Annotated in this window: 17 protein-coding genes and 2 pseudogenes; 5 read left to right on the top strand and 14 right to left on the bottom strand. The window is 61.1% G+C overall.

Features of this window, described 5'->3' with window-relative positions; translation table 11 throughout:
- Window positions 1-94: 94 nt before the first annotated feature.
- The 14 genes and pseudogenes from AOT87_RS03200 to AOT87_RS29570 form a co-directional block, all read right to left on the bottom strand.
- Window positions 95-1,045, bottom strand: coding sequence for an alpha/beta hydrolase (locus AOT87_RS03200; protein WP_109398658.1), 951 nt, complete (start codon window positions 1,043-1,045; stop codon window positions 95-97).
- On the bottom strand, window positions 1,042-2,280 hold the full coding sequence (locus AOT87_RS03195) for an MFS transporter (RefSeq protein WP_057968731.1): 1,239 nt from the start codon (window positions 2,278-2,280) through the stop codon (window positions 1,042-1,044). Before AOT87_RS03195 ends, AOT87_RS03200 begins: the two co-directional genes overlap by 4 nt.
- A gap of 5 nt (window positions 2,281-2,285) precedes the next feature.
- The gene (locus AOT87_RS03190) at window positions 2,286-5,168 is read right to left on the bottom strand and encodes an RND family transporter (RefSeq protein WP_057968716.1); all 2,883 of its coding nucleotides are present in this window, start codon (window positions 5,166-5,168) and stop codon (window positions 2,286-2,288) included.
- 24 nt (window positions 5,169-5,192) lie between these two features.
- The gene (locus tag AOT87_RS03185; RefSeq protein ID WP_057968717.1) at window positions 5,193-5,651 is read right to left on the bottom strand and encodes an MmpS family transport accessory protein; all 459 of its coding nucleotides are present in this window, start codon (window positions 5,649-5,651) and stop codon (window positions 5,193-5,195) included.
- Complete coding sequence (locus AOT87_RS27495) at window positions 5,651-6,940, bottom strand: acyltransferase (protein WP_081343198.1); 1,290 nt, start codon at window positions 6,938-6,940, stop codon at window positions 5,651-5,653. The genes AOT87_RS03185 and AOT87_RS27495 overlap by 1 nt, the downstream gene beginning before the upstream one ends.
- Before the next feature lie 57 nt (window positions 6,941-6,997).
- On the bottom strand, window positions 6,998-7,939 hold the full coding sequence (locus tag AOT87_RS03175) for an ACP S-malonyltransferase (protein WP_057968718.1): 942 nt from the start codon (window positions 7,937-7,939) through the stop codon (window positions 6,998-7,000).
- Window positions 7,940-7,999: 60 nt separating this feature from the next.
- Complete coding sequence (locus tag AOT87_RS03170) at window positions 8,000-8,749, bottom strand: alpha/beta fold hydrolase (RefSeq protein ID WP_057968719.1); 750 nt, start codon at window positions 8,747-8,749, stop codon at window positions 8,000-8,002.
- Window positions 8,750-8,846: 97 nt separating this feature from the next.
- Complete coding sequence (locus AOT87_RS03165; protein WP_057968720.1) at window positions 8,847-9,617, bottom strand: 3-oxoacyl-ACP reductase family protein; 771 nt, start codon at window positions 9,615-9,617, stop codon at window positions 8,847-8,849.
- Window positions 9,618-9,656: 39 nt separating this feature from the next.
- Window positions 9,657-10,922 carry a beta-ketoacyl synthase N-terminal-like domain-containing protein gene (locus tag AOT87_RS03160; protein ID WP_057968721.1) on the bottom strand — a complete coding sequence of 422 codons (1,266 nt, stop codon included), beginning with the start codon at window positions 10,920-10,922 and terminating at the stop codon, window positions 9,657-9,659.
- Window positions 10,923-10,944: 22 nt separating this feature from the next.
- On the bottom strand, window positions 10,945-12,234 hold the full coding sequence (locus tag AOT87_RS03155; protein WP_057965147.1) for a beta-ketoacyl-[acyl-carrier-protein] synthase family protein: 1,290 nt from the start codon (window positions 12,232-12,234) through the stop codon (window positions 10,945-10,947).
- The gene (locus AOT87_RS03150; protein WP_057968722.1) at window positions 12,231-13,373 is read right to left on the bottom strand and encodes a beta-ketoacyl synthase N-terminal-like domain-containing protein; all 1,143 of its coding nucleotides are present in this window, start codon (window positions 13,371-13,373) and stop codon (window positions 12,231-12,233) included. Before AOT87_RS03150 ends, AOT87_RS03155 begins: the two co-directional genes overlap by 4 nt.
- 6 nt (window positions 13,374-13,379) lie before the next feature.
- Window positions 13,380-14,693: a beta-ketoacyl-[acyl-carrier-protein] synthase family protein gene (locus AOT87_RS03145; protein WP_057968723.1), complete on the bottom strand. Its 1,314-nt coding sequence runs from the start codon at window positions 14,691-14,693 to the stop codon at window positions 13,380-13,382.
- Window positions 14,694-14,719: 26 nt separating this feature from the next.
- The gene (locus AOT87_RS03140) at window positions 14,720-15,223 is read right to left on the bottom strand and encodes a phosphopantetheine-binding protein (protein ID WP_030094851.1); all 504 of its coding nucleotides are present in this window, start codon (window positions 15,221-15,223) and stop codon (window positions 14,720-14,722) included.
- Window positions 15,224-15,687: 464 nt separating this feature from the next.
- A pseudogene (locus AOT87_RS29570) lies at window positions 15,688-16,072 on the bottom strand (DUF222 domain-containing protein); the annotation flags it as partial.
- Between the two features lie 94 nt (window positions 16,073-16,166).
- On the opposite strand from AOT87_RS29570, the pseudogene AOT87_RS03130 reads away from it, so the two are divergent.
- From AOT87_RS03130 to AOT87_RS03110, 5 genes and pseudogenes are all read left to right on the top strand, one after another.
- A pseudogene (locus tag AOT87_RS03130) lies at window positions 16,167-16,587 on the top strand (HIT family protein).
- Window positions 16,588-16,640: 53 nt separating this feature from the next.
- Window positions 16,641-17,912, top strand: coding sequence for an MFS transporter (locus tag AOT87_RS03125; protein WP_057969284.1), 1,272 nt, complete (start codon window positions 16,641-16,643; stop codon window positions 17,910-17,912).
- Between the two features lie 10 nt (window positions 17,913-17,922).
- Window positions 17,923-18,756 carry a mycofactocin-coupled SDR family oxidoreductase gene (locus AOT87_RS03120; RefSeq protein ID WP_057969283.1) on the top strand — a complete coding sequence of 278 codons (834 nt, stop codon included), beginning with the start codon at window positions 17,923-17,925 and terminating at the stop codon, window positions 18,754-18,756.
- On the top strand, window positions 18,753-20,120 hold the full coding sequence (locus AOT87_RS03115; protein ID WP_057969282.1) for an FAD-linked oxidase C-terminal domain-containing protein: 1,368 nt from the start codon (window positions 18,753-18,755) through the stop codon (window positions 20,118-20,120). Before AOT87_RS03120 ends, AOT87_RS03115 begins: the two co-directional genes overlap by 4 nt.
- 49 nt (window positions 20,121-20,169) lie before the next feature.
- Window positions 20,170-21,411, top strand: coding sequence for a cytochrome P450 (locus AOT87_RS03110; RefSeq protein WP_057969281.1), 1,242 nt, complete (start codon window positions 20,170-20,172; stop codon window positions 21,409-21,411).
- Window positions 21,412-21,438: the final 27 nt, after the last annotated feature.

The following is a 21,438-nucleotide window of genomic DNA, read 5'->3' as shown; positions in this document are numbered from 1 at the left end:
CGTGCCCGGTCGCTCATACGCACCAGTGATGGCCTTGCCCAACTCTGGTTGTGGTGGGGGGACCTCAAGGCCGGGCTTTCGGGCACGCAGACGCCTACAACACGGCCTTGCAGGCGTCCAGGGAAAGTAGGAACTCCTCTTTCGCTGCCGGAACTATCCGGGCGAAATCAAGATAGCCATGGACCAGGGCGTCCGCGTTGCGGAGCTGGACCGCTACCCCCGCGTCCGCGAGAAGTGCCGCGTAGATCCTGCCGTCGTCTCGAAGCGGGTCGTGTTGCGCGGTGGCGATGTACACCGGGGGCAGACCCTCGAGGTCCCCGTTGACCGGCGCAACGGTGAACGGTAGTGCTGTCGGGTCAGCGGTTTCGGATAATTCACCGAGATATGCCTGGCCGAAGATCCTCATCATGTCGCGGGAGAGAACCGGGCCTGCGGCATTCTCGATGACCGACGGCAAGGAGAGATCGCTGGTGGTGCCCGGGTACCAGAGCAGTTGAAACTTCAGATGTGGACCACCGCGGCTTTTGGCCAGCTGGGCGGCTACGGTGGCGAGGTTACCCCCGGCAGAATCGCCGGCTACCGCGATTCTGGCTGGGTCCGCGCCCAATTCCGTAGCATGCTCTGCCGCCCAAGTGAGTGCGGCGAATGCATCGTCGACAGCGGCAGGGTAGGGATTTTCGGGCGCGAGGCGGTAATCCACGGAGACCACCACCGCTTCGATATGTGCGCATATCGAACGTGCCACCCAGTCGTGAGTATCGATGCTGCCCAGCGCAAAACCGCCGCCGTGGTAGTAGACGGCAAGTGGGAGCTCTCCGGCGTCTTCGAAGCCCAGCGGCCAGTAGACGCGCGCCGCGATGGGGGGTGCGTCGGTCGCCGGAATCACGATGTCCTTCACACGGCCAACCGCGGTCGACGGCGCCTCACCGCGGACAGCATGTCGGCGGGACTCACGTGCCAGAGACAAATCCGCTGGCCGATCAAGATGCACCGCCGGGCTCGCATCGAGGACAGACTTCAAGACAGCATCAATGGGCCTGATCACGATTTCCTACCTTCGGCATCGGCGGGTGGTGCGTCGCGGACAGTGAGCGCCAGCAAGAAACCGAGGCCCATCAATCCGCTGATGTATATCAACAGACCAGCCCATCCCGCATCCGTGAGCACGCGGCTACCGACGAGCCCGAACACGGCGCTCCCACTGAAGCTCGACGCGAGAAAAAGCGAGGACGCCTGCGCCCTACCTTTATGCGCGATCGTCGCCGACAGGCTCGTGAGACACGTGTACCCCGCAAACCCTCCCCCGGTGACAAGCGCTGCGCCAAGCACAATGATCCACACCACGGGAACGGCTAGTAGCGCTACTCCGGCCAGCATCAAGACAACAGCCAGAAGTAGCGTGTTCCTGATTCCGATCCTCGCGGCTACGGTACCCGAGGTCTTCGCGGTGAAAACGCCCACCAGAATAACCAGAAAGAATGTGCCGTACATACTCGGCGATATATTGAATGGTGGCGATTCGACCCTGAAGGGCAAGGCATTGAATATCGAAATAATCGCCCCCATGAAGCAAAATATCAGCAGATATATTACGAGTAACCGAGGGTTCGAAAGGTGCGAGAGGAAGAGCCTGGCTTCCATGGCGTACGAAATATCGCTGGATATGAAGAAGTTCGAGCGCGGCAGTGTGATAGCGGAAACAACAATTACTCCAAGCAGTAGCACGGCCAGCACGCCGAGTGCCAACCGCCATGAACCCGTGCCCCCAACAATCCAGGCCGGCAACATTTGGCCCAAGAGTGACCCGAGGGCGTTTCCTGCCGCGTATATCCCCATCGCAGGGGTAACGGCCTGGGGTTCGAACTCTTCGCCTATGTATGCCATAACAATGGCAGAAACACCGGCCAGCAAGACTCCCTGAAGTCCTCTCAACAAGACGATTTCAGTGAGGCTGTCGCAGAACACCAGAAGCAGGTAAATCAACGTTCCAAGTGTCGACGACGCCAGCAGTATGCTCCGCCTGCCATAGCGTTCGGACAACAGGCTGATGGGGATCAATCCCAGCGCAAAACCGGCAAATGCCGCCAGGAAAATGAGTTGGCTGTCGCCCGCAGAGATCTGTAGCCCCTCCGCGACCTGCGGCAGAATTCCCTGGATGCAATACAGCTGCGCGGGTCCAATCATCGAGGCCAGGAGCAGGCCAACTGCCGCGACGCGAAACTCTCGGGACTTGGCACGGATCCTGCCTGCGGCGCCGCTCTGCGATTCAGCGGTAGACATCGACATCATGTTCCATTCCGGGCATTCGCGAGGGTGGTGCCGGACGTACCCGCCGGCGGGCGCCAACGCACGATCCGCGGCCACCAGAACCATGGGCCCAGAATCCTGGCGATAGCTGGGACGATGAACGAGCGCACAATCAGGGTGTCAAGCAGAAGGCCTACACAGATAATCGAGCCCACTTGCGAGATGGCGCGTAGATCGTTCGGCACCATGGACAGCATGGTGAATGCGAATACCAAACCGGCGGCTGTCACAACACCACCGGTTGACCCGACCGACCGTATGATCCCAGTCTGGATTCCGCCGTGCAATTCTTCCTTCATACGTGCGATTAACAGCAGATTATAATCCGAACCCACCGCGACCAAGAGGATAAAGGCAAGAGGCAGGACCATCCAGTGCAGGTTCAAGCCAACTATGTGCTGCCAAATCAATACGCCCAATCCAAAAGCTCCCGAGAAGGAGAAGGCTACGGTGCCGATAATGGTGCACGCGGCAATAATGCTCCTCGTGATGATCAGCATTATGATGAAGATCAAAGTGAACGAGGCGATAGCCGCGATCAGCAGATCGGACTTTACATATTGTTCGATGTCTCGATAATTCGAGGCCGAGCCTCCGAGGTAGATCTTCGCCCCGGCGAGAGATGTGCCTTTCAGCCCCTCATAGGCGGCCTTTTCGATGGCATTAACATGGGCTACCCCCTCGGGGCTCAGGGCCTCACCGTCATGGTTGATGATGAACCTCGCCGCCGTACCGTCCGGCGAAACAAGAAACCGGAGAGCGACCTGGAAGTCGGTGTTGCTGAAGATATATTTCGGCGCATAGAAGAGGTCATCATTACGAGAATCGTCAAAATCCTGACCGATATCGATCATGTCGTTTGCGTCGTCGGCCGCGGTGTAGGTGTTCAGCGCCTGGGTGCCGCGTGACTTGACCATCATCCCGCGCATGATGGTCATGTCACTTAATGCCATGCGTGTCTGGGCAAGCATGCGGGGCAGCAGCTGGTCCATGACCTGCATGGAGGCCAGCGCCTCCGCTGTCAGTGCCGTCATCCCGTCGATGCTGTCCATCGACTCGAACATCGACCGCCCCATCCAGCAAATGGGGATGTCCGCGCAGTGCGGTTCCCAGTAGTAGTAGTTCTTAATAGGTCTGAGGAAATCGTCGACGGCGCTGATGTTTATTTCCACCTGGTCAGCGAGTGCCTTCATCTCCTCCATTGTCCCCACCATGTCATGGGTGAGTTGCGTCATTTGATCCATGAGCCCAAGAATTGTCTGCATGATCGAGATGGTGTGATCCATGACGGCCACTTGGTTATCTAAATCTGCTACTTGGTTCTCGGTAAATGGCAGCTGTTGACCACTGCTACTACCTTGTCCCGCCAGTATGTTCGCGATTGACGCGCGCTCCATCGGACGGCCCTCCGGCCGGGTGATGCCTTGAACTTGGGCAATCCCCGGAGTGTGGAAGATGGTCTTGGCGATATGATCGAGTGAGATGAAATCGGCAGGGTTTCGCATATCGTGGTCGGACTCGATCAAGAGCATTTCTGAGTTCAGTTTCCCGCCCGCGAAATGCCGGTCCGAGGCCATGAATCCGGCGTTAGCGGGCGTGTTCACCGGCTGGAAGGCCCGCTCGTTATAGCTCACTCGGTAGGACGGCAGAAAGACGGCCCCCACCAGTACTGCTGCACTTGAGGCAACGAGGACTGGCTTTGGCCAGCGCACGACGATCGTGCCTACCCTGCGCCATCCCCGGGACTGCCGGGTCGATCTCGGGTCGAGAAGGCCAAATTTACTTGCGATTGCGAGCAGAGCCGGGCCGAGCGTCAACGCCGCTGCGACAGTGACCAACATGGCGATGGCGCAGGCCGGCCCCATCGTATTGAAGTAGCCAAGCCGCGCAAAACCAAGGCAGAGGCACGCCCCCGCAATGGTGAGCCCCGACCCCAAAATGACGTGCGACACTCCGTGAAACGTTGTGTAAAACGCGCGGTCCCGGTCCTCGCCCGCATTACGTGCCTCGTGATATCTGCCGAGCAGAAATATCCCGTAATCTGTTCCGGCTGCAATGATAAGTGACTCGACCATGCTGGTCGCGAATGTCGAAATGCCGATGACGTTGTGAACCACGAAAAAGGAAACAATGCCGTTGGACACCGTGAATTCGAAGGCGACGGTGAGTAATATCAGTACTACGCATGCAATGGAGCGGTAAACCAAGACAAGCATGATGATGATGACGGCAACCGTGAAAAGCAGGACACGCTTCATGCTTTTGTCGCCGGCGTCAAGCAGGTCCGCAGACAGCGGCGCCGCCCCGGAGACGTACACCTTGAGTCCGGGTGGAGGCGGGGTTCGCTCAAGGGTATTTTGCACCGTCTTGCGTAGTGCGATGGTGGACTCGTTGGCGGCGGCCTCGCCGATATCGCCGACCAAACGCAGCATCACGTAGGCGGCCTTGTTGTCGGGGCTCTGACTGCCCGCGGCCGTGATCGGCTTACCCCACATGTTCATGATGAACTGAACATGCTGCTTGTCCGCGTCGAGCAAACGGATTAACTCGTCGTAGTACTTGTGGTCGGCATCCCCCAGTATTCGCCCCTCGGTCTCCAGCAGGATGTAGGCGAGGCTCGTGGAAGTCGATTCTTGAAACTTCTCGCCAATGTGCAGCATTGCGCGCTGCGAAGGCGCATCCAGGGGAACCATCGGCCCTGCGTGTTGCTTTGTCACGCCGTCGAGCTTGGGGACTAACAAGCTAGCCGCAACGGCAGCGCCGACCCAGAAGAGGACGATCGGGATCGCGAGCACCCGAACAGCGTGCGCGATGAAAGGGCGCCTTTCGCCGCGGTCGGGCCCCACATGCTTGTTACCCACGCGTCACGTCGTCTCGTGCGGTGGTCATGCCGACTTCACCTTGCATGCGACCGATCCCTGCTCGCGACTCTGGACCTGTTCGTCGCGAACCTCGCCGTTGACGATGATCCTGCAACCGAGCTGATCCCCCGTCGACTGCGCCATGAGATTGGCCAACATCGACGTGCGGGTCGTCACTTCTTCGTGCGTCCAAGGCAACGTCGTGAAGTCGACACGGTGTGGTCTGCTGTCGACGTCTAGGTAAGTGAGCGTCCCTGTGTCCGCGGATTCCCCGAACACCATGTAGACCACATGCTTGGGAGCGAACGACGGGAGCTTCGGTGCACCCTTCGGACTCACCACCGGCCCCGACGGGGCAGATAGCGCGCGCACCTTCACCACGGATACGGATGCAAGCGAGGCCACGACCGCTATCACCACGACCAACCAGCCGTGTCGGATGACCTTGCGCCCGAACGCACCGAGCCCTCGATGGAACGCCATCAGATGCGAGCGTCTATCGCCGCGGTCAGTTCGTCTTCGATGTACGCAAGAAGCTCATCGCTCTTTTCGTAACTTCCGGCTAGGAAACCCACCCGCAGTCGTTGATTCAGCGAGTCAATCGTGTACACCGAAACCTCCCGACCGTACAAGAACGTATAAATAGCTGGCCCCAATGCCGATGCATGACTGGATGTGATGTCGTCTACGACCAGATTCCCCGGTAGGCGGGGAACACGAATTCGACCTAGCTGAGTGGCATGAATTGCGCCACCAAAAGACCTATCAGCAAGAAGCTTCGTTGGCTCATTTCTAACTCGCGTTCGGTGAATTGTGCCGTCCGCTAAGTCCCTGTCGAATTGGACATGTATCTTTCTGGCGAGTGTGACGAGGTCCGGGCCGATCTCAACATCGCCGAACCATGCGTTGGAGAGCAAGTTGGTCGCTTCGGTGGGGGCAACCGGAGGCGCCACACAGTCGCGAAGATCCACCGGATAGAAATACAGTGGGACTGGGTCGCCAGCGCGGACATGCGCACGAATCAGAGCTGCGGATACAAGCGCGTTGATCGAGATGCTTTCGATATTGCCGAGGCGGGCGAGGTTTGCTCTGCCGAGTTTTTCCAACTGCATCTGTTTGGCGAGCGCGGGCTCCCGAGGGGGCGGGAGTTTCTGGGCAAGCGCGGCCTCATCCCACAGCGGCACACGCAATACTTCATCCGCCTTCACGCTCGGATCCGCGCCCGGATACTGAGTGCGGTTCAGGAAGTACTCCCCCGACTGCGGGAATTTTTGGGTGAGGATCGGCGGGAACTGCCCTTCCTCGATGCGCTGAACGTAAAGGCTCCAAAACTCGATGAGGATCGCAGATCCATGACGGCCGTCCGCGATTGAGTGGTGGACGAAGAACGTTATGCGGGCCTGGCCGTCCCCGAGAAGCAGATCGACATAGAAAAGCTGCTGCGTCTGATCGAATACGGCCTCACGCCCAGTGGACCGGGTCTCAAGGTCTTCTCCCTCGAATACGCGGATCGATTTGGGCGGTTGGTGCGTCGCCACAAACTCGGGGACTTGATCATTCTTACGGATGATGCTTCGCAGGGATTCGTGGCGGAGCTGCATCTCAATACAAGTGTCATTCAGCGCCTCGATATTTAAATCCCCCGAGATGAGCATTGACTGACCGCCGAAATGACCAAACCCAAAAGTGAAGTATGTCTCCAGGCGGCTAAGTGGACGAATTGGCTCGCCAGGCGCGTCCACCGTGTCCTGATGCGGTCGCGTGTCTGTCACGTTGCCTCCTTTCTTGGCTATTCGCCCTGTTACGCATAGTGTTCGCACGGAACTTGGCTAATCAATCGCAAACTCGCCGGAAAGCAGCTCCACGTCCCCTGGCTCGCGGATGGCGACAGTCTGAAATTTTGCGTCCAAACGTTCCGCCAGACGGGTCAACGGTCCGCTCGGTGCTAGTTCGATGAACAGGGTGTCGGCGGTTCCTGCCGCGGCGATCGCGGCAGCGCAGAGGTCCCAACGGACCACCGAGTTGATCTGGGCGATCAACCGCTTCTTGAAGTCCGATGGACCTGCGATGATCGCTCCGTCGCTATTGCCGATCATGGGAGATGACGGAGCCGAAACCGGACAGCTATTCACTGCGTCCGCAAACGGTGATATCGCGGAATCCATCGCCGATGTGTGAAAGGCGCCCGCCACATCCAGTTTCATGACGCGCATGCCCTCGGGTGGCGCATCCGCAAAATGCTCGACAGCGTCGAGGGGTCCGGCGACGACGAACTGGTTGCAGCCATTACGGTTGGCCGTTGAGAGGCCATGTTCATGCGTCTTCGCCACAATCTCGTCATCTGACGCGCCGCCCCTTTTCGTCGGCATCACCGCGGCCATACCGGTAGTGGCGAGGGCGCATGCCGATGACATCGCACCGCCCCTCACGCCGGCCAACGTCAGGGCGGCCTCATCAGTCAGATAGCCCGCGCCCACCCCAGCCGCGAGCTCGCCCACCGAGTGGCCGGCGAACAGCGCGCTGTCTCCGGAGATATCGACTTTCTCGCGCAGCAAGCTCAGTGACAGCAGCGCCGCCGCGATGATGACAGGCTGAGCGACGGCGGTATCCCGCAAAGAATTCTCATCTCTGCTGGCGGTCACCAAGTCGAACTTGACCGCGTCAGACCAGATAGCGATGCGATCGCGGGCAGCGGACAGGGTTAGCCAAGGATCGAGCATGCCCGGCTTCTGCACACCTTGCCCGGGGGACGTGACGATGTAGTTGTACACATTTCCTCGCTTTCCCAGTGGGGTCAGAAATTCTCCGGCAGTAGCTTTTTGCATCGTCGCCTAGATGATTGGGCTGACGTTGAACGCCCGAACGAGGCAGGCGCTTACTTCGTCGATGTGGTCTTCCAAGTAGAAATGCCCGCCGCCGCGGAATACCTGCAGATCGAAATTGCCACGTGTGTGTTCGCGCCACGAACTCACCCGCTCCTGTGGGGCCAAGACGTCGTGGTCACCGATGAGCGCGGTGATATCGCAACCGACGGTCGCGTCGGGCGGTGGGGTGTATGTCTCGCCGGCCGTGAAATCGCTTCGCAGCACCGGTAAAAGAGCGCTGAGGGCCGAGGGGTCGTTGAGGATCTCGGGTGGCAAGCCACCCAGAGCCGCTATTCTTTCGATTCCTTCGGCCTCGTCGAGTAGGCGATAACCGAGATCGACCACCTTGGACGGTGCCACTATCCCGGACACCACAAGTTTGCGAACAGGCAGCCGCTGCGCCACCTCGAACGCTATATGGCCACCGAGGCTATGACCGAACAGTACGTCTTGCTTATCGCTAGCGGGTAGGGCCGATGCGATGCCTTCTGCGAGCAGGGGCACTGACTCTATCGGCCGCTCGCGCAATCTATTTCCCCGTCCCGGGTATTGCACGGCGAGCACTTCGGTGTCGACGGGCAGCATCTTCGCCAATCCCCTGAAGTAACTGGCGGAACCGCCTGCATGGGGGAAACAGATCACCCGCGTCGCACCGCTCCCGTCGCGGAGCCTGCGCAGCCAAGGATTGCCAGGCAGTAACTCATCGGTCCTGCGCACCTGTCCTCCTTAGTCTGTCGAGGCGCCCGTCTGTGATGAAACCCAGCGGATGCTGTCTGAGAAATTGTGATACGTTCGCGCTCTTCGGCTTTCGTCGCTACTTCATCTTGTATCCGCCGTCGATATGTAGAACCGCGCCCGTGATGTAGGTGTTGTGGGGGCTCGCGAGGTACAGGACGGCGTTGGCAACTACTTCCGGCTTTGCAAAGTCTTTGGCCAGTATCTGGGCCTTCAAGCGTTCGAAGGTGGCAGGGACATGGGTACGCGTAATCTCCGCCATGTCGGTGTAGATGACGCCTGGCGCCACCGCGTTCGAGATGATGTTTCGCGACGCGAACTCAACGGCTATGGCTTTGGTGAACGACTCCAAGCCACCTTTGGTTGCGGCATAACTAGATTGGCCGCTATCGGGCTTGCCGGCGGCCACGGATGAAATATTGATGATTCGTCCGTATCGCTGGCCCAGCATGTGCGCGACGACAGCTTTCGTCATCCGGATGGGGCCCAGGAGGTTGGTAGCCACCGTCTCCTCGAGATAATCCGGGGCGATGTCAAGGAGCAGTCCGGCTCCGTGAGTGCCCGCGTTGTTCACAAGGACGTCGATCCGGCCGAATTCGGCGTGCACGGTATCCGCTAGCAGCTCGGGTACTGCGGGATCGGCTATGTCGCCCTGACAGAGGAGGACCCGTCTACCCAACGCGGATATTTTTTCGGCGACCTCTTCTGCTGCCGGTTTCGAGTTTCCGTAGTGCACTGCGATATCCGCCCCATGTTCGGCAAGCGCCAATGCGATGGAACGTCCGATTCCGCGTGAGGCCCCGGTGACAAGTGCAACCTGACCTTCAAACTCTTTGCCGCTCAAAGACACGTTTCTCCCTGGTTTGTGATGCTCAAGTGGTCCTGATGTTCACGCCGCGCCCGCTGTGTCTGGACGTTTGGCCAGTACCGCACTGGAGATTCCGTTGAAGTTGGTATAGGTGCCCAGAACTGAGTCGATCCGCTGCTTTCGGGGTCCGCCCCGTACGAACTCGAGCTGATCAGACAGTGGATCTCCGAGATGGGCGATTGCCGGCAGAGTATTTTCGGTGAAAATTTGCCCAGCGAGTGCAATATCGACCAGCGGGCCGGCCGCACCTGGCGTACCGGTTATCGGCCGAACGGTCGATACGGGTATGCCACTGCCCTTGAACAAGGTGGTGAGCAGTTCGATCTCGGCGGTGTCGTAGCCGGGGGCCGCCTTGCCGTCGGCCAGCACCGCACCGAGTTGCTCTGTGCCAATCCCGTTCTGGTGCAGCATGCCTTCATAACGGCCAGCGACGTGTGCGGGCCCGGCGCCGCGGCTGCCCGAAACGACAACCGTGTCACATAATTGGACCAGCGGTGTGGCACCGCGGGCGGTCGCGTCTCGCGAGCGTTCCAACACCAGCGCTACCGCGCCTTCACTCAGGATCGTTCCGTCTTGCGCACTATCGAAACTCCGCAGCTGGCCGTCGCCGCCAGCATCTTTACTGAGATGGCCCAGGCGGTAATGCCCGGCCAGCGTGAGTGGTTCGTTGTAGCTGCCTGCACCCACCACCAGCGCGATATCGCAATGCCCGTTACGCAGACTGAACTTGGCTCGTTGCAGCGCGGTGACTGCCGCAGATTCGCCCTGGACCAGCGCTGCGCAATCCCCGCGGAGCTCATGGACGATGCTTACCAGCGCGAGCGTGTTGTTGTTGAGGGCATGAATGATGGTGAACGGATCAAGCCCTCCGTTCATGAGTAGCTCGTTTGTCACTGCGCCGAAATCGATTTCGCGGCCCTCACCCAGTTGTGTCAGTCCTCGCGCGAAGGTTCCGATGCTCGGTGTAGTGGAATTGTCCTGTGCGACAAATAGTCCGCGTCGATGATCATCGATGGTCGCCCAGCCTGGTCCAGCCTCGATGATCGCATCTTGAGCTGCCAATACCGCGTTGAAGGTGTACGGGGTGCCGTATTTCCGCTGTCTGTGTGGCACCGCTTCCCGGCTTTGCTCCACGACCTCGGCCGGTACATGGCCGAAATGCGTGATCCGGCGCGTGGAGACCAGCGGATCGAGGTACGGCGAAATAGCCGGTTTTCCGTCAGTCCAGGCATCCCACAAGGGCGTGATGTGACGACCCGTCGGCAGTACCACGCCGGTTCCCGTCACGACTATTGATTGATCTGAATGTTCAGTTGTCATAACGGCGTACCACCAGAGCAGCGTTGAGCCCACCGAACCCGAGCGAGTTGTTGATTGCCACCTCGACATCGGCCTTGCGGGCCTGACCCGGCACATAATCAAGGTCACAGGCCGGGTCGGGGTTCTCCAGGTTGAGCGTCGGCGGGATGATTCCGTCGCGCAGCGACAGCACCGTCGATATCAGCTGCTGGGCGCCCGCCGCGGCGAGCATGTGGCCCAGCATCGTCTTGATAGAGCTGACCATGAGTGAGCGGTAATGCTCACCGGCGCGGAACACTTCCTTGATCGCCGCCGTCTCGGCCGCGTCGCTCAGCGGGGTGGATGTACCGTGCGCACTTACATAACCCACCTCGGACGGTGCGACTCCAGCATCGGCGAGGGCACGCTGCATCGCCAAAACCGACCCGCCTCCTTGCGGGTGGGGTGCGGTGACCTGATATGCGTCCAGCGAGCTGCCGAATCCCGCCACCTCGCCGTACACATGCGCACCGCGCGCCAGTGCCGACGACTCGCTCTCCAAGAGCACCATTGCTGCCCCCTCGGCCGTGACCATCCCACTGCGATCGCGGTCAAATGCCCGACATAGTCTGTCGCCGTAGAGTTTTGATGTTGATGGGGCGCCGAGCAGGTACAGACTCGTCATTATCGGCAGATTCAGTGGGCTAACCGCTCCCCCGGCGATCACGGCATCCGTTTCTCCGCGCCGGATCATCCGGAAGCCGTGCCCGAGTGCGTGTGTTGCCCCGGCGCACGCCGTATTGAGGTTCAGCGTGGGACCAGCTAGGCCAGAGCGCGTAGCGATTTCGGTCGCCAAGGCATCGCCGGTGGCCAACGGCGCGTGGGACCGGTCAAGTCCGATCTGTTGTTCGTGTACGCGCTTCCAGTCCACGACGCCATCGACATACGCACTCAACAACTCTCCCGATTCACGTTCTGGCATTTCCGAGGCGATCGAAACACCGACTCGGCCCAGTGCCTCAGCGTTCGTCACACCGGCGTCCTCCAGTGCTTGCTGCGCGGCGGCGAGGCCAAACCGGGTGCGCCTCTCCATCGGCGCACCGAAATCGGGAAACAACGCGGTAAACGCTTGGTCGTCTACCGGTGCCGCATAGCCGACGGGGAAGTTCGGAACATCGGGCGGCGACCATGCCTGTATTGCCGAACGCCCGTTTACCAATCCATCCCACATGGACTGCCAGTTCATGCCAAGGCCACAGACCACGCCAAGGCCCGTCACCAATACACGATTGCCGTGCCGGGGCTGGTTCACATCGCTCATCGCGCCACCTTCTCCACTACGACAGCGCAAACCTGTCCTTGGACACCGCAACTGAGCACCACAACCGCCTGATTGTTCGACAGTGATTCTTCGGCCACGGCATCGTCGCCGTTTCCGTTCGCCGGGAACAGCCGCAGCCCGCGAAGCAGTCCGTGCCGGGCCAACAACACGTGTACCAAGGGCTGTGCCGGTCCGGTAACTCCGATGGCCTGCTCCGCGGAGAACACCGGCGCCTGATCGTTGAACACGCCGCTAATCGCGGCATGCTGAGCGTGAGCCACCTCGTCTGTCCATGGGCTGTCGGCCAGTATCCAGCCCACGTCCTCAACCGATAATTCGGCCATGCGCAACGCATTTCGCAGCGTCTCCGCAAGCACCTCGGGGCGATTCTGACTGGTAGCGAACCCGCGGCTGTAGCCCGTAAGTACAACATCGCTGGACTGCCCGACGCTGAAGAATGCCGCCGCTTCGCCGGGGATCGCTCCGTTCCACTCCAGATCGTCGTATTGCAATGCCAACCAAGGGGATATAGACGGGCTTACCGCGCCGACCAACGCAGTCTCACAATCGCCTTCCGCAACTGCGAGTGCACCTTCGATCAGCGCCTGCATGCCTGCATCGGAGAAGGGCGAATACACCGACGTGGGGCCGGTCAACCCAAACAGGATTGCGATATGGCCAGCCACCGTGTTGTTCGAATCTGTCAGCGCGAAGAACGGTGGAATATCTCGAAGATACAGCTCGGCGATCTTCTGGGGGTCTTGCGCCACCTCGTCAAGGTCAGGCGTATCACATTGCGGCAGTAGCGGACTGAGAACCATAGGTAAGCCGAGATAGGCGCCCCACTCAGGGCGGCCCACGTCCGAGATGCCCTTCAGTGACAGTTGAGCCCCATACATCGCCAAGCGAGTTTGTTTCACCGTCGTGCGCAGTGCTTTTCGGTGGATACCAAGCGTCGATGCATCTGGATCGGGAACGGCGAAGACTTCAGGAATCTCGGACCACGGTCCGAACATGAATTCGTTTGGGACAGTGCTCTTTTTTCCTATTCGCAGTGCTTCCCATACGGCCTCCACGCCGAGCCCGGTTGCGGAATACAAGCCTGGATTGCACAGTCCTACCGCCAACCGCTGATTCATCGAGTGTCACGCTTCCTTTGCCAGGATTAGTGTGCAGTTCATGCCGCCAAAGCCGAAGGAGTTGGAGAGCACGGTGTCGAACTCACAGTGCCGGGCCTTGGTGACTACGTCGAGCCCTTTGGTGACATCGTCCGGCTCGCTGAAATTCAGCGTGGGCGGAATAACCTGTTCACGCAAGCTCATCGCAGACAGCACGGCTTCGATCGCGCCGCTTGCCGCAAATCCATGACCGAGCGAGGACTTGGTGCTGGTCAACGGAATTGAGGCCGCGTCGGCACCGAACACCAAGTGCAGAGCTGCAGCTTCACACTCGTCGTTGGCTTGCGTACCCGTCCCGTGAGCGTTCACATGATGTATGTCTGACGGATTCAGACCGGCATCAGCGATCGCGGCACGCATACATGCCGCGTATGTCGCACCGTCCCGCTCGCTTGAGGTTATCCGTACTGCTTCGGCGGTGCCCGTGTAGCCGGCGACTCTTGCCAGCGCCTGTGCACCACGCGCTTCGGCGTGCGAGCGTCGTTCCAGCACAAGGAATGCGGCGCCGTCGGCGATGACGAAACCGTTGCGAGCCTTATCGAATGGCCTGCTTATCTCGGCGCTTGGTTTGTCACCAGTGGGGGCGAGCGCGCCGAGCGCAGCGAAAGCCGTGACGATGCTGTAGGTAGTCAGTCGCTCTGCGCCACCGACCAGCGCCACATCCAATTCGCCGGAGCGAATATGCCGGTAGCCGCTGCCGATCGCCACACCGCCCGCAGCACACGCCTCCGCATGAGTCACCAGCGGTCCACCGAGGCCGAAATACTCGGCCAGAGAGGCGGTCAGCGTATCCGGAAGAAACTGTAGAAGATCATCCGGAAGATCCGATACGGCCTCGCGATGGTCCAGGTAGGCGTCGAGGTCGAACGTGCCGGCTTGCCGGTCATAGAGCCGAGACAGATCCGTGAGTGTGTCCGGCGCGAACGCGAGCTTGTTGCACGCGGCAAACACACCGACCCGGTCGCTGCCCGCAAGGTTAGGCAGGCCACTGCGCTTCCAAGCCTCCACTGCCGCATGCCATCCGATTACACCAGCCGCACCAACCCGAGCCGCCTGCTCCGGCAAGGCACTCGCCAGCTTGCGCACGGTTTCCTCATCTACATGCCCGGAAACCGACGCGGGCAACTCAGCATCGCGATGCTCCTGGTGTTGCCGGATGAAGGAGGCACCGTCGTTCAACTGCCAAAATAGCTCCTCGGGATCGGTAACCGTACCCGCGACAAGTCCAATCCCTGTGATGACTACATCGTCCTCATCAGGTGACTGTTTCTGTAGCTCCATCTGTGAAGATGCTTTAGCTAAAGACGCTATGCGACAGCCGAGTTGGCCTGAGTAAGTGCTTCCCGCACATCGGCGACCAGAAGTTCATCGCCGGTGACCGGACCAGCCGAAGGGTTGAGGAGGCGATGCGCCATCGACGCCCAATGGGCGGTCGTTGTCGCCCCCGAAACCTCGTGCGGCCAAGCACCGGCCTGGAAGTCGTCGGCCGTGTAGCCGAACGCCGATTGATACAACGCACCTTCAGCCAGCTTGGTGATCCGACCTTCCGCGTCGTACACGCGGTCCTTACCTCCAAGCTCATCAGCGAGAGCGCTGAGAACGTTGCTGCGCGGGAAGGTAACGCGGAACTTCGACTCCAGATTGCGCCGGAGTTCGACGATATCGAGCGACTCTACGCCCTGGTCAGACATCGGCGCCGTCGTGACTTCCTCGGTCTCGATGCCGAGCACCTCGGCCAATTCCTCACGCACAATGGTGTGAATCTGGTCGTAGCTAAGCAGATTGCTCATGGGTATCAGAGTGCCTTTCATCTTTGCCGTCTGGTTCGCTCAAGGCGAGCCGAAAAAGGCTCTGCCAGTTGGCGATAGATTCGAACTTCGATCAGGTGACAACGTTGGCACTTGGCGATCACTCGCCGTGAACCTGATAGCAGAAACGATAAGACTGGGCGATAGGGTTCGCAACTGGTAGACGAAGTCTGTCATCTATAAGTTGATTCTCTAGGCGCGATCAGACGCGCGACGGTCAGGCGGATTGCGCCCACCGCCCGAATGGGACACTCCCGCAATAGGATTATGGCGCCGAAGTCGTCTGTGAGCGCGCCGAGCACCGGGAAATTACGTTCGGGAGTGAGGTGGCGCACAGCTAAACCACGGATGCAGACCCGGTCACAGAAGGCATCAAGGCCGCCTCCAACACCCCCCCCAGCACGGGCCTGTTGGCGGCTTTCGTGATCGGGGCGGGCGTCCCGGCAGTCTGGGCAACGGCGGTCCTAGAACTGCCGCACGATCCGCACGTGTTCGCCCCCGATCTCACCCCGCTCAAAGGCCGCAGCGGTGCGGGGCAATACGGGCGCCAACACCTCACCGGTCACCGCCCGTCGGGTTGCCAACCAGTCAGCATCAGCGATCCGGCGCCGCGCCGCCCCCTTACTGACATGCAACCGCCCAGACAAAACATCGGCATGAGAGGTACCAGCGAGTTCAACCGGCGAGGCTTGGGCGTCACCGCAGGCACCAACCCCAGCCCAGCAGCGCAGAGCCGACGCTGCGCCACTCTGACCGGGCCAACACCGCCAACGCCTCAGAAGCGCTCAACGCATCGATCGCATCAGCACAGAAGGCATCAACCGCAGCCCCCAACACCCCAATCGAATACATGTTCGGACGCTAATCTCGCCCATCGGCACCCAGCCATGCCCTGAAACAGCTGTGACAGAAGTGAATTGATCTGCCGACCCGCTACGGTGTGCTCATGTCGTGTGTCTTCTGCGCCATTGTCGCCGGCGAGTCGCCATCATTCCGTGTGTACGAGGACGAGACGACGCTCGCCTTCCTCGATATCCGCCCCATCACCCGCGGACACACCCTGGTGATCCCGAAGGCCCACGCACAGGACCTCACGGATCTGAAGCCCGATGACGCCGCCGCCATCATGACGGTGGGCCAGCGCATCGCCAACGCCATGCGCGAATTCGGAGCTGCAGAGCGATGGCACCAACCTGGCGCTCAACGACGGCCGCGTCGCATTCCAGACGGTCATGCACGCGCACCTACACGTGGTGCCGCGACGCGGAGGCGACAAACTTGCCTTCGCAAAGGGATTCATGGTTCGTCGCGATCCCAACCTGGAAGCGACCGCCCAAATCATCCGCGCAGCGGTGCAGGCCAACTAGCCAAGAAATTCGCTCGACCACCCGCCCAGCTCGCTGCTACGTTTTTCCGCGACATGTCCTCTCCGACGGCGGATTCGCCGACAATCGATCAGGTGAATCGCCGGCCGGTACTCCTGCTGCTCTTCGCATCCGTTGTAGCCGCCATCGGCAACGGTGTGTCGATCGTCGCGATCCCCTGGCTGGTGCTGCAGCGCACCGGCTCTGCCGCGGATGCCGCGATCGTCGCCGCGGCTGGCACCCTGCCGCTGGTTTTCTCGACCCTGATCTCGGGGACCGCGGTCGACTTCTTCGGGCGACGCAAGATGTCGATAATCTCCGACGTACTTTCGCTGTTATCCGTATCTGCCATACCGATTCTGGCGATGACGACCGGGCTGAGCGTGCCGCTGCTCGCGGGCCTTGCCGCGCTCGGCGCCATCTTCGACCCCGCCGGGATCACCGCACGCGAATCAATGCTGCCTGCCGCGGCGAAGGCTGCCGGCTGGTCGCTCGACCGGATGAACAGCATGTACGAAGCGGTGTTCAACGTCGCCTACATCGTGGGACCAGGTCTGGGAGGTCTGCTGATCGCCTCCATCGGCGGTGTCAACACCATGTGGGCCACCGCTGCGACCTTCGTCGTGTCGGTGGTGGCCATCGCCTTTCTCAAGGTCGATGGCAGCGGGAAACCGGCTGCCGAAACCAAGCCCACCGGCGTCGTCAGCGGCGTCGTCGAGGGATTGAAGTTCGTCTGGAATGTCAAGATCCTCCGTACCCTGGCACTTATCGACATGGCCATCACGGCGCTGTACCTGCCGATCGAAAGTGTGTTGCTGCCCAAGCACTTCAGCGATGCCGGAACACCTCAGCAACTCGGCTGGATACTCATGGCCATCTCAGTCGGCGGGCTGCTCGGCGCCCTCGGGTACGCCACCATGGTCCGCTACGTCCAACGCCGCACCATCATGCTGTGTGCCACCTTCACCGCCGGCATCACCACGCTGGGCATGTCGCTTCTGCCACCCATCGCGGTGCTGCTGGTACTCGGCGCGTGCCTGGGCTTCATCTACGGACCGGTGGCGCCGATCGCCAACTACGTGATGCAGACCCGCTCCCCCGAACACTTGCGCGGGCGAGTCGTGGGCGTCATGACGTCCACCGCGTACTGCGCCGGGCCGCTCGGATTCATGCTCGCCGGCCCGATTGCCGACAAGTTCGGCGTCGCGTCGACCTTGACGATCATCGGTATACCCATGATCCTCATCGCCGTCGCCAGCACGCGGATGCCCGTCTTGCGGGAGTTGGACCGGGACGAACAGCGGCCCCAAAAGGATCCCACTCGGTAGGGTCGGCTCCGTGGCTGATTTCGAGGGAAGAACTGCACTGATCACCGGCGGCGCGCGCGGAATGGGGCGTTCGCACGCACTGGCGCTGGCTGAGGCGGGCGCTGATATCGCGATCTGTGACCGCTGCGAGAACAGCGACGCCGTGGGGTATCCACTGGCAACCGAGGACGACTTGGCCGAGACGGTCGCGATGGTCGAAAAGACCGGACGCCAGTGCATCTCAGCCAAACTCGACGTGAAAGACCGTGCAGCGCTGGAGGCGTTTGTCGCCGAGACCGAGGAGTCACTCGGCGGAATCGATATCGCCATCACCAACGCCGGTATCAGCACCATCGCGCTGCTGCCCGACGTCGAGTCTGCGCAATGGGACGAGGTCATCGGCACCAACCTCACCGGAACCTTCAACACCATCGCCGCCGTGGCACCCGGCATGATCAAGCGGAACTACGGTCGGATCGTCACGGTCTCCTCGATGCTCGGACACAGTGCGACGTGGGCGCAGGCCTCGTACGTGTCGTCGAAGTGGGGCGTCATCGGGCTGACCAAGGTCGCCGCGCATGACCTCGTCGGCTACGGCATCACCGTCAACGCCGTCGCACCGGGGAACATCGAAACCCCGATGACACAAAACGATTTCGTCTTCGGCATGATGCGCCCCGACCTCGACAAACCGACCCTCAAGGACGTCGAGTCCGTCTTCGCGTCGCTGCACCTGCAGTACGCGCCCTTCCTCAAAGCCGAGGAAGTCACCCGCGCCGTGTTGTTCCTGGCTCACGAAGCCAGCTCGCACATCACCGGAACGGTGCTGCCGATCGACGCCGGCGCGACGGCGCGAATGATATGAGCCAGACCGCCCTCGACGAGCTCGCAACCACCCTCGGTGAGGGTGCGGTCATCACCGATCCGGATATCACCGCCTCCTATCGACAGGACCGCGCCTTCGATCCTGACGCCGGAACGCCTGTCGCGGTGGTGCGTCCCAGCAGTACGGAGCAGGTCTCCGCGACCCTGAAATGGGCCAGCACCCACCGCATCCCCGTCGTGCCCCGCGGTGCGGGCACAGGACTGTCCGGCGGGTCGACCGCCCAGGACGGCGCCATCGTGCTGTCGACCGAACGGATGCGCGCTATCACGATCGACACCACCACACGTGTCGCGATCGCCCAGCCCGGCGCCCTCAACGCGGAAGTAAAGGCCAGCGCCGCCGAACACGGCCTCTGGTATCCGCCGGACCCATCATCCTTCGAGATCTGCAGCATCGGCGGCAACATCGCGACCAACGCCGGCGGGCTGTGCTGCGTCAAGTACGGCGTCACCACCGACTACGTGCTGGGGATGCACGTCGTCCTGGCCGACGGCACGATCCTGCGACTGGGCGGACCTCGACTGAAAGATGTTGCTGGACTGAGTCTTACAAAACTCTTCGTCGGCAGCGAAGGATCCCTCGGAGTGATCACCGAGGTCACGCTGCGGCTACTGCCCCCACAACCGCCGCCGTGCACCGTGGTGGCGACGTTCAATACGGTGCACGAGGCGGCCGACGCGGTGCTGGCGATCACCGCACAGATCCGGCCGTCGATGCTGGAATTCATGGACTCGGTGGCGATCAACGCGGTAGAGGACAAACTGAAGATGGGGCTGGACCGCGCCGCCGCCGCCATGCTCGTCGCCCGCTCGGATGAACGCGGTCGAACCTCGGCAGAGGATGCCGACCTAATGGCACGGATATTTGCCGATCACCATGCGGCCGAAGTCTTTTCCACCGACGACCAGAACGAGGGCGAGGCCTTCGTCGCGGCACGCAGGTTCGCAATCCCTGCGGTGGAAGCGAAAGGTCCGCTGCTGCTGGAAGATGTGGGCGTCCCGCTTCCCAAGCTCGCCGAGCTGGTGGAAGGAGTGGAAGCCATCGCCACACAACACGGGCTGCTCATCTCGGTGATCGCGCACGCCGGCGACGGCAACACCCATCCACTGATCGTGCACGACCCCAACGACCCCGATGAGTCGCAGCGCGCCCATGCCGCGTTCGGCGAGATCATGAATCTGGCGATCTCCCTGGGAGGCACTATCACCGGTGAGCACGGAGTGGGACGGCTCAAGAAGCCATGGTTGGGAGGCCAGGTCGGGCCGGAGGTGCTGGAAGTCAACCGCCGGATCAAGCAGGCGCTCGACCCCGCAGGCATCCTGAACCCTGGGACGCTCGTCTAGTTTCACAAAGAGTGTTGACACTCCACGCCACATGCCTTACACATAAGACATGTCAGTCGATGTGTCTCACGCAGTTGTGCCGCGCTACATCCCCGGAGCATCCGACAACTGGACCAATCCATGGCCGATGTATACGGCGCTTCGCGATCACGACCCGGTGCACCACGTGGTACCCGAGCACGCCCCGACCGAGGACTACTACGTGCTCACTCGGCACGCCGACATCTACGAGGCGGCGCGTGACTGGGAAACGTTCTCCTCGGCCCGGGGTCTGACCATCATGTACGGCGATCTCGAGAAGACCGGCATGGGCGACAATCCGCCCATGGTCATGCAGGACCCGCCCACCCACACCAACTTCCGCAAGCTCGTCTCCCGCGGATTCACACCGCGCCAAGTGACCTCTGTAGAACCCAAGGTGCGCGAGTTCGTGGTGGAACGCCTTGAGCGCCTCAAGGAACGCGGCGAAGGCGATATCGTCGTCGAGCTGTTCAAGCCACTGCCCTCCATGGTCGTCGCGCACTACCTCGGGGTCCCCGAGGAGGACCGTGCACAGTTCGATGTCTGGACCGACGGCATCGTCGCCGCGGCATCCGGCGGTGCCATCGACATCGAGTCCATGCAGGGCGAGGTCGCTCAGACCATCGGTGAACTGATGATGTATTTCACCGGACTCATCGAGCGGCGGCGTGCCGAACCCGAGGACGACACCGTGTCCCACCTCGTCGCCGCCGGAGTCGGCGCCGATGGAGACATCAGCGGGACGCTCCAGATCCTCGGATTCGCATTCACCATGGTGACGGGCGGTAACGACACCACCACCGGAATGCTCGGCGGTGCAATACAACTCTTGCACCAGTACCCCGACCAACGCCGCAAGCTCATCGAAGACCCATCGCTCATCCCGGGCGCCGTGGAGGAATTCCTGCGCCTGACCTCTCCGGTGCAGGGTCTGGCACGCACCGCAACCCGTGACGTCACCTTCGGAGACACCACGATTCCCGCGGGACGGCGTGCGTTGCTGCTCTATGGCAGTGCCAACCGGGACGAGCGCGAATACGGCAATGATGCAGGCGAATTGAACGTCCTGCGGAACCCAGGCAAGCTGCTCACCTTCAGCCATGGAAATCACCACTGTCTTGGGGCCGCAGCAGCACGCATGCAGTCTCGGGTAGCGCTCGAGGAACTACTCACCCGCATACCGGATTTCGAGGTCGATCTCGACGGCGTCACCTGGGCGGACGGCTCGTATGTGCGAAGGCCCCTGACGGTTCCCATCCGCGTGCGATGATCGTGCGATGAGGCGCCGGCGCGAAGA

This window comes from Mycobacteroides sp. H003 (assembly GCF_001440135.1).
GTDB lineage: Bacteria > Actinomycetota > Actinomycetes > Mycobacteriales > Mycobacteriaceae > Mycobacterium > Mycobacterium gwanakae.
The sequence above is the reverse complement of the archived record's forward strand: the minus strand, read 5'-3'. Positions and strand labels throughout refer to the sequence as shown.

What these genes read in the sequence shown, in the direction of transcription:
- AOT87_RS03155 (WP_057965147.1), bottom strand. Translation starts at nt 12,234, where the DNA reads ATGAGCGATGTGAACCAGCCCCGGCACGGCAATCGTGTATTGGTGACG.
- AOT87_RS03140 (WP_030094851.1), bottom strand. Translation starts at nt 15,223, where the DNA reads ATGAAAGGCACTCTGATACCCATGAGCAATCTGCTTAGCTACGACCAG.
- AOT87_RS03145 (WP_057968723.1), bottom strand. Translation starts at nt 14,693, where the DNA reads ATGGAGCTACAGAAACAGTCACCTGATGAGGACGATGTAGTCATCACA.
- AOT87_RS03150 (WP_057968722.1), bottom strand. Translation starts at nt 13,373, where the DNA reads ATGAATCAGCGGTTGGCGGTAGGACTGTGCAATCCAGGCTTGTATTCC.
- AOT87_RS03125 (WP_057969284.1), top strand. Translation starts at nt 16,641, where the DNA reads ATGTCCTCTCCGACGGCGGATTCGCCGACAATCGATCAGGTGAATCGC.
- AOT87_RS03185 (WP_057968717.1), bottom strand. Translation starts at nt 5,651, where the DNA reads ATGGCGTTCCATCGAGGGCTCGGTGCGTTCGGGCGCAAGGTCATCCGA.
- AOT87_RS03115 (WP_057969282.1), top strand. Translation starts at nt 18,753, where the DNA reads ATGAGCCAGACCGCCCTCGACGAGCTCGCAACCACCCTCGGTGAGGGT.
- AOT87_RS03110 (WP_057969281.1), top strand. Translation starts at nt 20,170, where the DNA reads ATGTCAGTCGATGTGTCTCACGCAGTTGTGCCGCGCTACATCCCCGGA.
- AOT87_RS03195 (WP_057968731.1), bottom strand. Translation starts at nt 2,280, where the DNA reads ATGTCTACCGCTGAATCGCAGAGCGGCGCCGCAGGCAGGATCCGTGCC.